Below are 13,027 nucleotides of genomic sequence, written 5' to 3' on the forward strand. Positions count from 1 at the left end.
ACAGATGGCATCACGGCGCGACGAACTCAACGCCTACACCTTCGCGAAGCGCCGCACACTCGCGTCGTTCCTGCGACCGTCCCCCTCCGGTTCGGAGGAGGGAGCGCCGAAGCCGCTCAGCGCGGTCTGGCCCGGCGTCGTCGTGGGCATCGTGATCCTGGCGGTGTTCGGCGCGATCGGCCTGTTCAGCCCCACGGCACCCAAGGGCTGGGACACCCCGGGCGAACACGTGATCGTCGCGAGCGACTCGACCACGCGGTACGTCGTACTGGAGACCGGCGGCGACAAGCAGCTGCACCCCGTGCTCAACATGGCCTCCGCCAAGCTGCTCCTCGACCCCAGCAAGAACAGCATCATCACCGTCGACGAGAAGGTCCTCGACAGCGGCAAGCCGCCGCACGGCACCACCATCGGCATCCCGTACGCCCCCGACCGCCTCCCGTCCGACGCCGAGGCGGAGAAGGCCAAGCGCTGGGCGGTGTGCGAGCGCCCCGGCGAGGGCGGCCGGGCCATCCAGAAGGCGGCGTTCGTCCTCGCCGAGAAGGAGTGGGACCTGACCGAGGGCCGCAACAGGCTCACGGGCGGCGACCTGATGTACGTCGTGGGCCCGGACGGCAGGACCCAGTACGTCGTGGACGCGCGCGGATCCGCGTACGAGATCTCCGACTCGCGGAACAACGAACTCCTCAAGGCCCTCGACACCCAGGGCCGCGAACCGCAGCGTGTCTCCCAGGACTGGCTCGACACCCTGCACAAGGGCGACCCGCTGGAGATCCCGAAGATCGAGGGCACCCCGGGCGAGCCGGCCGGTGCCTCGGACAGCCTCGGCGAGTACGACAAGGTCGGCATGGTCATCAGGGCCTTCGAGGGCCGGCGGATGCAGTACTACGTCGTACAGCCCGGCGAGGTGTCCCGTATCTCCGAGTTCACCGCGACCCTGCTCCTCAACAGCACCGCGCTGGTCGCCGTCGGTCAGGCGGGCGAGGCCCAGCAGGTCAGCCCGGGTGCGGTGGTCGACAGCGGCACGTTCGGCGCGGAGGGCAACTGGCCCGAGTACAAGCCGCGGATGGTCAACGAGACCGGCTCCGCGACCGGCCGCAACGCCGTCTGCAACGTCCTGCGCTCGGTCGACGCCAAGTCCGGTACGACGACCCTGTCCACCTGGGTCGGCACCAACTTCCCCGCACAGCTGCCCACCGGCTCCTCCAGCGCGTACGTCACACCCGGATCCGGCCAGCTGTACCGCCAGTTCAAGGGCACGGAGACCGCGGCGGGCAGCGTCTTCCTGGTCACCGACACCGGCCTGCGCTACGCGATGCAGTCCAACAGCGACAGCACCACCGACGACGAGGGCATCGGCACCTCCAAGGAACGGCGCGAGCAGGAGCTGAACGAGGCCAGGATCGCCCAGACCCGGCTCGGCTACGAGAAGATCGGCCCGACGCCGATTCCGGCCGAGTGGTCGACGTTCCTGCCGACCGGACCCCGCCTCTCGGAGGCGGCGGCACGGCAGCCGCAGGGTTCGTAGCCACGCCTCGGAGGAAAGCGAACTCATGCTGAACACAAGCGAGATGGCGCGGTCCGGCGGTCGTGGTGTGGCGGCCCTGCTCGCCACAGCCGCCCTGCTCGTCCTTCCCGCGCCCATGGCGACGGCGGACGAGGGCCAGTGCACCTTCCCGTCGGACCCGTACGAGGGTCTGCCCTGGGCGCTGCAACGCGTCAACCTCGACGAGCTGTGGGCCCAGTCGAAGGGCAAGGACGTCCAGGTGGCCGTCATCGACACCGGTGTGGACATCAAGAACCCGCAGCTGAAGCCAGCGGTCGACGCGTCCAAGGGCAAGAACCTCCTGCCGGCGAAGAACAAGGAGGGCGAGAAGATCGACCGCGGTGCCGCCAACGGCACGACGGACACGGTCGGTCACGGCACGCGCGTGGCGGGCATCATCGCGGCGCGCCCCGCCAAGGGCACGGGATTCGTGGGCCTGGCCCCCGAGTCGACGATCATCCCGATCAAGCAGAACGACGCGGAGGGCAACGGCACGGCGGCCACGCTCGCCACGGCGATCAACGAGGCCGTGGCCGAGGGCGCGGACGTCATCAACATCTCCCAGGACACGGCGAACGCGGTGCGCCCGGACGACAGTCTGGAGGCGGCGGTGAAGTCGGCGCTGGCGGAGGGGGTGGTGGTCGTGGCCTCGGCAGGCAACGACGGCCTCGGCGGCAACACGAAGACCACCTACCCGGCGTCGTACGACGGTGTCCTGGCGGTCGCCTCGTCGGACCGCAACAACGAACGGGCCTCGTTCTCCCAGTCCGGCGAGTTCGTGGGGGTGGCGGCGCCGGGCGTCGACATGATCTCCACGGTTCCGGGCGGCGGCCACTGCCCCGACAACGGCACCAGCTTCTCGGCGCCGTACGTGGCGGCGGTGGCGGCCCTGCTGAAGTCCAAGTACCCGAAGTGGACGGCACAGCAGGTGGTGGCCCAGATCGAGCAGACCGCGGAACGCTCCATCCCCGGCCACGACCGCCTCGTCGGCTGGGGTGTCATCGACCCGGTCCGCGCCCTCACGGACGTCGACCCGGAGAACCCCGTGGAGTCCCCCCAGCCGGAGAACGGCGTCGCCAAGGGCGAGCCCCCGTCGGTGGCCCCGGTCCACTTCGGCGAATCAGCACAGGAACGCAACACCCGCCTGGGCACGTATGTGGTGGTGGGGGGCCTGGTGCTGGTGGCGGGGTTGAGCGGGACGGCGGTGGCTTTGCGGGATTCTCGGAGGCGGCGGGGTGGGGCTGAGCTGCGGGGGCAGAGATGACGCCGCGGGGCCCGCGAGCCGGGCACGAGCAGCGGAACTGCGAGGGGCGACGACGGTGACGGTGTTCAGTTTCGCCCTGGCGGCGGTGATGCTGGCCGCGGCGTGCATTCCTGCGGACCGGGTACGGGGGTGGCGCGAGAGCGTGAACCCTTCGGCACCGGAGCTACCGGACTCGGCGTTCGTCGTCGCCCGGATCGTTTTTGTGGTGATGGCGGGATTGGTGGTCTACGCGACCATCAACGTCATGCGTCTCTCGAACTGATCCGGGCGGGACGTGGTCAGTGGGCGGCGGCGGACGGAGCGTTGCCGCTCCGAGCCTCTTCAACACGCTTCGCGAGCATCGCGGCGTACTGCGTCATCGCGGCCTCTGATGTCGTGATGCCGGAGCCGGCTTCGCTGACCGTCAGCATGATGACGTTGCCGACGCGCACCTGAGTAATCGTGCTCTTCGAGCCCTCGGCGAACGACGTACCGACGCCCGACACCGCGTCACGCTGCTCGCCGATCTTCCCGGGATCGAAATTCTGTGCCTCGGGAATCCGACTCTTTATGCAGACCTTGCTGCAATTCTTGGGGCCCTCGTAGCAGCGGGACAGGCCCATTTCCTTGGCCTTGCTCATTGATTGGGCGATCGGCTCTATTGCCACTTTCCAACCGGGTAGAGCCTTTGTGCCCGGCAGCACGGCCTGGACCTGCCGGGTGTCGAGTGCGCTCGCCTTTTCCGAATCCGCGCCGCAGCCGGCCAGAAGGCTCAGGGAGGCGAGACCAGCCGCCAGGGCTCGATTCCGGCTACGGGATGGTGTGTGCGTCGAACGAGCCACTCTCAACTCGTTATGTCGGGCCGTTGCGGGCGGATCAGCGGCACGTTCCGGAACCTTCGAGGGCTTGCGTATAGGCGGAAATCAGCGCCGCTGTCGCTTCCGCGTCGTCCACGCCGTCCCCATAGACCTGAACGGATGTGAAGAACGTGTGGTCGGGATGATCGGCGTTGGAGCAGGACGTCACCCGCCGCAACGCTCCGGTGCCGGAGTAGAGGACCGAGTCGTCGTCCGCTGGCTCAGCCGAATCCAGCTCGGGAATCGAGTCGGCCACGTCGGTCATACGGTCGGTCCCCTTTTCCCACCACATCTGGCTGGCGATCAGGGCGGCCTTGCCGTCGATGTTCACCTGGCAGCGCGTTCGGCTGGGCACGGGGTTCTTCTCCTCAACGCTGATTGACGTGCCGGCCGGCAGCAGCTCCGAGACCAGATCCTGGTCTACCGAAACACCACACAGTGCCTCGGGGACGTCGTACTCTTTCGACCCGTCGGACGCTGAGCAGCCGACAAGCGTACCCACCACGGACGCCAGAGCCGCAGCCTGCATGAGGCTTCGAGTAATCACCTGGAAAGCCTCCGGACCGCTGGAGCTCGTCCTGGCGAGTTGTACATCTCTTCATACACGGGTGATGCCTTGCCTGTTGGTGACCCACTCACGGTGGAAGGCATGTCGCACTTGGCCTGCGCATGGGCGAACGTGGCCGCACCCTTGGCCAGCTCAATCAGGCTGGACCGGGTCTCGCTGCTGCCCGACTCTCCCTGTTCCTTCAGCTGCACGACAACGCTGAGGTTGTACTGTCCGCCCGGAATCTTCCCCTCGGACGAGCACGGCACGAAGACGGCAGCCACCGATGAGGACGCGACCCCTTCCGCTCTAGCCTCGAAGGACGTCAGCCGGCCAGAACCGTCGGCATACTGCTCGACCTCGCCGCTGACCCAGCTCTGAACCGACTCCGCGCGCATCATCTGGGTTCGCGCAGTCATGAGCTCTTTGTCGCCACCGGTGACAGAGCAATCCGAGCTGTATCCATCATCGCCGTCATCCACGCGAAGGGTTACGTCGTCGTCGAAGGCGTACGACGACTCCTCTGGCAGGACAGATTTGAGTGCGGAGACAGACTGCCCGGATTGGCCCAGTGACGCACATACTGCGTTCTGTCGGATCTCGCCCACTGCGCTGTCGAACGGTGGGAGATTGAACAGGTAGGCCGCTCCTGCCAGGAGGACCACAGCTACGGCGACGCCAACAGCGATCGGTACTCTTGTCCAGGTTATTTTCACGCCACGTTGCCTTAGCTGCAGACCTCAGATGATTTCACGGCCTGGGTGTATTTTTCAATGAGCCGCTTCATCGCATCAAGATCGCGGTGGTCTGAACCAGACCCCTGAATTGCTGTATACAACACCTGACCCTTATGTGCGTTGCTTTGACAGTCGACAACCTTACCGAAGGCTTGGTAGTCAGAGTAGACGTAATTTCCGTCGTCAGTCTGGTGATCGGGATCGTCTAACGTCATACCTCGAGAAAATTCGACTACGGTCATGTCGTCCCACCACTCTTGGGCAGTCTGGACGACTAGCTTGCTATCTACGGAGATGGCGCACTTGGTGGAGTCTCGAGAATCCGAGGTGGTTTTGGTGGTCAGCTTCTTACCTGGAGGAAGAAAAGCGGAAAGATCGTCCGCGTCGATGGGTGTCCCGCATGCCGACTTGGGAACTGCGAACTCACGTTTGGCCTCATTTTCAGTGCACCCTGGGAGGACGACCAGGGCGGTAATGGTGCCGAGAACGGCAATTGCACCAGAAGAATATGTCACGGTTCGCTCACCAGATATGTGATTTTAGCCAAATGTTGTGATGCTACCCTGGGCCTCCGACGCAACGACAGTTTGGACTCCTGCGGAAATTACATTCATGTTCTGGGCGACGGAGTGAAGGGCTCTGATGAGGCAATCACGGGGCTCCGTCCTTACACTCATCCGAGCGCTGAACTTCATTGATGTAAGCTTCAATAAGCTGCTTCATGGCGTCGGAGTCTCTGTGTTTCGATCCTTGGGCCTGAACGGCAACATAAAGCTCCTGTTTTTTGTCAACGCAAGTGCGAGTCTTACCGAAGGCCTCATTCCCCGTATACCGGATTTGGCCGTCGTCGTCTGAATGTTCCAACTTCTCAAGTGTCAAACCAGCCGCAAAGTAGGCCGTGTCTTTTCCTTCCTCAATCCACGCCTGCGTTGTGGTCACCGCGAGTGTTTTGTCGACAACCATGTCGCAGCTCTTAATTCCTGAGCCGTCACTGTCACTCATGGATACCTTGCGTCCCGGAGGAAGGAATGGTTCCAAGGCATCCGCGTCAACAGCAGTTCCGCACAGCTTCTGAGGTGTTGCGTACTCGCGTTTTTCCTCTTCATTACTGCAGCTGGACAGTGCAAAAGTGAGTGCAACGCTGGTGACGCACACAGATGTAATGCGCCACCTGTGAGATGTGTTCTGAGGCACGGAATTTCTCCAAAATGGTGACCCTGTTGGCGGTAGCATTAGTCGCCCGCAATAATTCCAGGGGCCTGACCCTCCAGAATATTGCGCGAATTTAGATAGCCCTGCCGCGCAGATTCCCGAGCCGTGGATCCGATGTCCCCGGCGTCCAGATGGTATTTATCGGCCGCATTGCGCGCCGCTTCCTCGGAAACTTTGATGTTCTGTTGCCAACCTTCGTTCCAGACTTTGCCACCCGTCTTTTGGGCATCCGACACGGCGTTACCTTCTGCGTCTTTGAACACCGATTCCAAAACCATGCCGGATACGGTGCCCGCGGCCCCGCCGGCGACCGCGCCGACCCAAGGTGTGGCAACAAAGGAGGTCCCGACACCGACGACGGTGCCGACGGTCCCCGAGATGAAGTTCTTCTTCTGCGCGACCGAGTGCGCGTATTCCTTGTCCTTTTCGGAAGCCTCGTCACCAATGTACTCTTGAGCACCAAGCCGCAGAGTTCCGGAGATTTCCCCCGATCTTGAAGCAATGGGCTCGACGAGCCTCTCGTAGTCGTCGGAGACGCGCAGTTCATTGGGCAGGTCCGGGTTGAGGTGGTACTCCATGAGCCTCCCCATGTAGTCTTTCTGGCCCACTTCAACGGCGGCAAAGCCTTCTGGGTTCTGTCCAACAGCGAACAGCAACTGGCTTACGGAAGTGTGATCGAGCTCCGCCTCTGTTCCGGCAACCGGATACAGGCTCATGATTTCTTGCCACGCTTCGGATTTTGGATCCCTGTCAACGTCGCTGACCGACCGGTTGATGTCTGGCAGATATTCAGAGGTGATCTGGCCGATGCTGTCGGACATGTAACTGTTGTCCGTCAAACGCGTGGGATCGTCCGCGATCGATTCAACCAGGCTCTCCATGAGCTTGGCCTGCTCGGCGTTGTGCGCAGGAGTGTCAGCGGTTGGCATTTCACCTGCCGGGTGTCCGGTCGTGGCTGCCTCCAGCGCCAGGGCCAAATTGTTCTGCCCCGTGTGAAGGTCGTCGCCCTTGAGGTTGCTCTCCTGGGGCCATTCCCGCTCCTCGAAGAGGTACTGGAAGTTGGAGAGCGTTACCTTGCCGTTCTTTCCGTTGCCGTCCGTGTCCCGCTCGAACGGGTTGTTCGGATCGTCCTTGGAGACGTACTCCTGGTTCAGGAAGTCCGTGGCCGCGTCTGGGCTGTTGGAGAGGCCCTTTAGGAATCCGGTCAAGGGGTCGGACCCGCTGTCCTCACCGATCTGGTTGAGCCACGGATCCATGGGTTTGTGCTGCCACGACAAATTGTCGTGCTCACCATTGCCCGTCAGTTTCCGCTCGGTGTCCATGAGCTTGTTCCCATAGTCCTTCAGGAACTGGTCGTCGTAGTCACCGGTCCGCATCAGGTTGCTCATGACCTGGAAGCCCATGGGGCCGCCGACGTTGTTGCCGTAGACTGGCTTTTCGCCGATGTCGATCATCATGCGCTTCCAGTCGGCCATGGCGCCGGAATCACTCTGGGTGGCGTTGGCCAGCGTCAGGCCGAGGTTGCGCTGCAGATCGTCGAACTGTTCCTGACGCTCTTGCCCGAGTTCGTAGTTCCCTGTGCGGGGATCATTGACCCCGGCCCAGAACGCAAGCGTCTTCTCGGGGCCGAGAGTCGTGGCGAACTTCTCGGCGAACAGATCGTCGTTCGCGTACTCCTTGAGCCCCTTGTTGAGACGGTCGAACTCTTCGACAGTCAGGTCCTTGGGGTTCTTCCTGGCCAGATTGGCCAGGCTCTCGGCCTGCTTCAGTGCCTCGCTCGCCGTGTCCCGGTCCTTGTAGCTCGCATCGGCGAAACCGAGCTGGCTCTGGTCGGCGATGGCCTTCAGGACTTTCTGGGCCGAGTCGTCGCTCTCGGTCGCCTTGTCCAGGATTCCCTGGATCCGGTCACGGAGACCGGTGATCTCGGTCTTGCTGTCCTGGTCCTTCTGCGCCCGCCCCTCCGGCGGCCCACTGGAGGTGACGGTGAATCCGCCCTCGTACCCGATGACCTGGAGACTCTGCTTGCGGCCGCTCTCAATGGCTTCCGTGAGCTGCTGGTGGTAGTTCTTCAGCTCGCCGCGGGTGTCGTCGAGGATTCTGTGAATTGTCGTGGCCTGGGTGTGCGCGTCGGTGAACTCGCCGGCCGTTTTGCCGATGAACTCCTTGGTCACCTGGGCGTTCACACCGGCCCAGTCCGCCTTGTTGGCGGCCTGGTGGAGTTCGTCCTCGGCATTCTTCTTCAGGGTCTCCAGGTGCTTGACCAGGGTCGACCAGTCCGAGACGGCTTCGTCGAGCAGTGAGAAGTTGGCGTTGCGCAGAGCGTCGAGGTCCATGCGTCTTTGTCCCTAGATATGGCGAGAGGTGGCTGAGTGAGTCCGCGAGTTCGCGCCGGTCCGGGCGCCGGGACGAGTGACGTCGCCGTGCGCCGCGTACTTCGCCGCTACCCCTCCTCCTTGGCGTTCTTGCCATAAATGGGGTTGTCCTTGCCCGGCTGGCCGACCCGCTCGTCGAAGCCGGAGTCGAGCGCGTCGATGCTGCTCATCTGCCGCACGATGTAGCCCTCGTCGCCGGCGTGAACGTTCTTGGTGACCTGGAGGTGGTTGGTGATCTGCGCGCAGGCGTCCATCAGCGACTTGAGCTGCTGATCCCACCTGTTCGACACATGCTGGAGACCGCCCCCGAGGGCAAAACCCTGCTTCGACAGGTCACCGGCCGCCGAGTCGCTGCTGGGGATGGCGACGCGCGCCTTGTCCCACAGCGCGTTGTACAGGTCGTGCGCAGACTTGCTGATCTTCGTCAGCGAGGCGTTCGCGACTTTCAGATCGCCGTAGTAGCTCGGCGAGTTGTCGCCGGGATCGAGCTGGTTCAGCCGCATCTGCGTGGACTGCCGCTCGGCGGCCTCGGCCTTGAGCTGTTCCCACTCGTCCCATGCCATGCGTGTAGCTCATCCCCCTCGTGCGTGACCGCGCACACGTGTGACTCCGCGCGAGCGCGGTGTGCCTTTCCGTGCTGTGGATGCAGCCAACGTAGCAAGCCGCCCTGAGAGGACTCCCAGGTCAGAGTGGGTTTGCCGCGTTTGTCCAGTGTGAAGATTCGGAGGATTAGGGTGATAAGCGGGACTGCTGCGGCATCAATCTGGCCGGATCGCGGCTGTTTGCGGCCGACTCGCCGAGGGTTGCTTCTTTCCCGTGCTTCGAGCCGGCGCACTAAACGGAGCGGGGCCCCTTGTGCGCTTCCGCCGGGCCCCTAGGACTCCCTCGTGCACGGCTCCGACTTCTCCAACGCCGCCGTGTACCCCGAGATCAGGTCCCTCATCGCTGCCTCGTCCTGTCGTCCGGGTTCCAGGACCTTGACCAGAGTGCTGATGTCCTCCGCCACCACTCCGGCGCCGCCGCACTTCACCACGGAGACGGCAGCCGCCGCGGAATACGCGATCGTGCCGTCGTCCGCCGTCTTCGGATCGGCCACGGACGCCCGGGACCGCAGGATGTCCCGCGCCGAACCACCCGTCTCGATGCGCTCGCCGGTGAGCGTAAGGACCATCTCGTGATCGTCCACGGCGACCTTGCAGAGCACCGACCCGTCCGCCTGGTTCCCCTCGTCGTCCACGGAGAGGTCCTTGCCGGAAGAGGGGAGGAGCTGGGACAGGGCGTCAGCCGGTACGGCGACCCCGCAGAGCGCCTTCGGCACGCTGAACTCCTGCTTCGGCTCGTCCGACGAGCAAGCTGTCGCCACCAGCGCGACGGCACACAGGGAGGCGCCACCCAGCGCGAACCTCTTGCTTCTCAATTTCCGTCACTCTCCGAATTCCACTGCGCGCCGTCCGAGTGGCTGATCCCGGCCGCCGTACGGGCGGCACGCTTGAGGTCCTCACCCGTCTGCCAGTCGATGTCGTGATTATTGACGAGCGCGCGGAACACGGCGTCCTCCGCCGACCGAATGGCCTGCGAACGCCCACCGGAGTACTCGTTCCCGGCCTTGGCCTCCGCCTCGGTAGTCGTGTCCTGCTGGATGCTCTTCATGATGGAGTCCTGGATGTCCTCGGACGCCCAGCCGAGCAGGGTTCCGGCAACCGGCACCCGCTGCCCGACGGCGTCGACGCCCATGCCGAGAATCCGGTCCACCCACTTCTGCTTGTCCGCCGCGGACTCGTTGAACTCGGTATCCGCGGCGGTGTGGTACTTGTAAATCGCGTCCGCGCGGGAGTCGCTCATGATGCCCGCCATGGCCGCGCCGGGCGCGATCGCGTCACGTACGCGTCCGTCCAGCGACGCGCCCGAGACGCCCTCCGCGTTGATGACGCGATCCACGACATCCGCCGTGTACGCCTGCTGCGCGGTCGTGATGGCCGCATAGGCGTCGGGGTCCTGACCCACCTCGCCCAGGAACTGCTGCACGTTCCCGGGATTCAGATTCGCGCTCGACCCGAACGTGGGGAACATGTCGCTGGACGACCCCTCCTCGTACATGGCCCGCTGGAAGTCGCCCATGTACTCGGCCGTGATGTCACCGAGGCTGCCGCGCATGCCGTAGAGGGGTCCGCTGGAACCGTCGACGTCACCGTTCTCGTTGTGCCGGATGAGTTCCGGGTGGGCGCCGAACTTCTCGACGATGTCCCGCACGAGGCCGGCACGTGCCTCGGTGTGCCGGACGGCGTCACCGGTGTCGTCACTGTCGTACGGCCGCCCCGTCGTCGCCGCCTCCAGAGCGTGGCCGAGCGCCTCGGGACCGTAGGCCAGGGCCCGCTTGCTCTTGTCCTCGTCGGCCAGGATGTTCGTGTCGTTCGTGTCGATGGTCCACTCGAAGTCCTTGTCGGTGAAGACATCGAGGTAGGAGCTGAAGCCGGTGTTCCCGTCCTTCTTGACCGTGCCGTCCTCGTTGTACGCGGTCGGCGGCTGGGTGAAGAACTTCTCCGACGCCTCCGGGCTGTGCCCCAGAGCCTCCAACACGCTGTTCAACGGGTCATTGCCAGTGCCGAGCTGCCCGGAGGGATTGAACCCGTAGGTGTCCGGGTTGCCCGCGGGCTTGTTCGACAGGAAGCGGAAGGCGTCGTCCTTGTGCAGCTGGGTGACGTGCTCCGCGATGGGCGTCAGGAACCGGGCATCGTAGTTGCCGTAGCGGAGCAGGCCACCGAGGACCTGATAGCCGTACGGCTTGTTCATCTGTCCCGGCTGCCAGCCGATCGACTGCGTGCCGAGGCGGCGGAAGTCCGAGCCCCAGCTCGCCGGCAGGTGGTGCTTGTGGTCCGGGTCCGTGGCGTTCGCCAGTGTGTAGCCCATGACCTTCTGTAGATCCTGAACGGCGTTGAGCCGTGTCTTCGTCGCCTCGGAGTCGGTACCGTCGATCGACATCTCGGCGTAGAACTGAAGCGTCTTCTCCGGGCCGCCGAGCCCCTGGTAGAACTCGGTCGCGAACTCCCCGTCCTTCTCGGAGGAGTTGAACCGCAGCAGCCGGTTGAGTTCCTGGAGTTCGGCGTCGGACATCTGATCACCCTTGCGGGCGATTTCCACGGCACGCTCGACCTCGGCGTCGTTCAGCGACTCGTAGGAGCTGTGACCGGCGTTGTGCGCGTCGTTGCCGTGGCTCTTGCCGAGGGCCCGCGCGACCGTGGAGTCGATCTCGGCGGCGTGGGACAGGATCCGCCTGATCCGGTCCTCCAGCTCCCGCTTGGCGTCGAGCTGCGCCTGAGTGCGCTCGTCCGTGTCGCCCCGGACGTGCGGGAAGTAGCAACGGATCGTGCCGTCGCCGAGGTCCTCGACGCGGACGCCCATCGTGGCCGCGTCCACGTCGACGGCCTGCTTGAGCTGCTTCTGGAGGGCGACGAGCTCCGTGTGCCCGTCCTCCAGCACCTGGTAGATGCTGTTCGCCTCGGTGTGGAGATCCGATATCTCCTTGGTCGTCTTCGTGATGAAGTCACGGGTCACCGTGGCGTTGACACCGCCCCACTGGGCTGTGTCGGACTTGGCCTTCATGCCCTTGCGGGCGTTCTCCGCCGACGTCTTGAGACCTTCTACGGTCTTCTTCCAGTCCGCCACCGACGTGCCGAGCTTGCCCAGGTCGACCTCGACGAGGTCGGTCAATGTGAGAGCCACCGGAGAATCGCCTACTTGAAGTACTCGTTGAGCTGGGACACGGGTATGGCGGAGCCGTCGCGCCCGCGAACGACCGCGCCGATCTGCGCGTCGTCCTCCGAGTGGCGCTTCTGGCTGTAGTCCAGGTGGTTCGAGATGTGCGCGCAGGCCTGGAGCACGGACTTGACCTGTGACGTCCAGACGTTGACGGTCGTCTCCAGCGCGGCGCCCGTCTGGAAGCCGTGGGACTTCAGCGTGGCCGCGGCCTGCATCGTGGTGCCGGCCCCGTCCTTGTTGGCACCCGCCCCCGCGATGTCGGCCCCCTTGCGGAGCTCGTCGTAGAGCAGATAGGCGTCATGCCCTACGGCACCCAGGTCGTCCTGGCGCACCACGAGATCCCCGCCGCCGCCCCCACCACCCTCCGCGGGCAGCTGATTGAGGCGCATTTGCGTAGTACGCCGCTCAGCGGCCTCGGATTTGAGGTGCTCCCACTCGTCCCATGCCATGCGCAGGACCTTCCCCCGTGTCCGTCTGCCCTCTGGTGTCTTACCGCCCCCTGAGCAGCAGGGGCGAGCGCAAGCACGCTAGCAACCTTGTGTGTAGTTGACATGTGTCATCGAGCAGTCGATGTGCGCTCGTGCGTGGAAGTCCGGTGAAGATCACGGATTCTCTCTGACGGCACCGCCGGGCCGCGAGTCCCATGGGCACGCTGGTGGTGACCGCGTGGCCCCGAGCGCGCCGGACGCAAACCGGCGAACCGGGCATTTTGTGGTCTCTGGTGCAGGGTTGTAACTGAATTGGCGCACGCCCCGGT

At 64.4% G+C, this 13,027-nt stretch carries 13 protein-coding genes; 3 read left to right on the forward strand and 10 right to left on the reverse strand.

Going from position 1 to position 13,027, the window contains the following annotated elements:
- Positions 1-4 precede the first annotated feature (4 nt).
- From eccB to ACIQAC_RS29665, 3 genes are read left to right on the forward strand one after another with little or no spacing between them, the layout of a single operon-like run.
- Entirely contained in the window at positions 5-1,528 is a 1,524-nt protein-coding gene (gene eccB / locus ACIQAC_RS29655; protein ID WP_402196150.1) for a type VII secretion protein EccB, read from the forward strand.
- A 43-nt stretch (positions 1,529-1,571) separates the two neighbouring features.
- On the forward strand, positions 1,572-2,810 hold the full coding sequence (gene mycP / locus ACIQAC_RS29660) for a type VII secretion-associated serine protease mycosin (RefSeq protein WP_402196243.1): 1,239 nt from the start codon (positions 1,572-1,574) through the stop codon (positions 2,808-2,810).
- 55 nt (positions 2,811-2,865) lie between these two features.
- Entirely contained in the window at positions 2,866-3,072 is a 207-nt protein-coding gene (locus ACIQAC_RS29665; protein WP_402196153.1) for a hypothetical protein, read from the forward strand.
- 16 nt (positions 3,073-3,088) lie between these two features.
- On the opposite strand, the gene ACIQAC_RS29670 is transcribed toward ACIQAC_RS29665, so the two are convergent.
- The 10 genes from ACIQAC_RS29670 to ACIQAC_RS29715 form a co-directional block, all read right to left on the reverse strand.
- A complete protein-coding gene (locus ACIQAC_RS29670) occupies positions 3,089-3,430 on the reverse strand; it encodes a hypothetical protein (RefSeq protein ID WP_402196155.1) in 342 nt (113 codons plus the stop codon).
- A gap of 235 nt (positions 3,431-3,665) precedes the next feature.
- Positions 3,666-4,175: a hypothetical protein gene (locus ACIQAC_RS29675; protein WP_402196157.1), complete on the reverse strand. Its 510-nt coding sequence runs from the start codon at positions 4,173-4,175 to the stop codon at positions 3,666-3,668.
- 14 nt (positions 4,176-4,189) lie between these two features.
- On the reverse strand, positions 4,190-4,909 hold the full coding sequence (locus ACIQAC_RS29680; protein WP_402196159.1) for a hypothetical protein: 720 nt from the start codon (positions 4,907-4,909) through the stop codon (positions 4,190-4,192).
- Positions 4,910-4,920: 11 nt separating this feature from the next.
- Complete coding sequence (locus ACIQAC_RS29685) at positions 4,921-5,445, reverse strand: hypothetical protein (protein WP_402196162.1); 525 nt, start codon at positions 5,443-5,445, stop codon at positions 4,921-4,923.
- Between the two features lie 136 nt (positions 5,446-5,581).
- Positions 5,582-5,932 (reverse strand): hypothetical protein, encoded by a 351-nt coding sequence (locus ACIQAC_RS29690; protein ID WP_402196164.1) that lies wholly within the window; start codon positions 5,930-5,932, stop codon positions 5,582-5,584.
- A 230-nt stretch (positions 5,933-6,162) separates the two neighbouring features.
- A complete protein-coding gene (locus ACIQAC_RS29695; RefSeq protein ID WP_402196166.1) occupies positions 6,163-8,475 on the reverse strand; it encodes a hypothetical protein in 2,313 nt (770 codons plus the stop codon).
- A gap of 107 nt (positions 8,476-8,582) precedes the next feature.
- Positions 8,583-9,077 (reverse strand): hypothetical protein, encoded by a 495-nt coding sequence (locus ACIQAC_RS29700; protein ID WP_402196169.1) that lies wholly within the window; start codon positions 9,075-9,077, stop codon positions 8,583-8,585.
- Between the two features lie 311 nt (positions 9,078-9,388).
- Positions 9,389-9,931 (reverse strand): hypothetical protein, encoded by a 543-nt coding sequence (locus tag ACIQAC_RS29705; RefSeq protein WP_402196172.1) that lies wholly within the window; start codon positions 9,929-9,931, stop codon positions 9,389-9,391.
- Entirely contained in the window at positions 9,928-12,234 is a 2,307-nt protein-coding gene (locus tag ACIQAC_RS29710) for a hypothetical protein (protein ID WP_402196175.1), read from the reverse strand. Before ACIQAC_RS29710 ends, ACIQAC_RS29705 begins: the two co-directional genes overlap by 4 nt.
- A gap of 11 nt (positions 12,235-12,245) precedes the next feature.
- On the reverse strand, positions 12,246-12,719 hold the full coding sequence (locus ACIQAC_RS29715) for a hypothetical protein (protein WP_402196176.1): 474 nt from the start codon (positions 12,717-12,719) through the stop codon (positions 12,246-12,248).
- Between the last annotated feature and the right edge of the window lie 308 nt (positions 12,720-13,027).

The organism is Streptomyces sp. NPDC088387 (genome assembly GCF_044753385.1).
Taxonomy (GTDB): Bacteria; Actinomycetota; Actinomycetes; order Streptomycetales; family Streptomycetaceae; genus Streptomyces.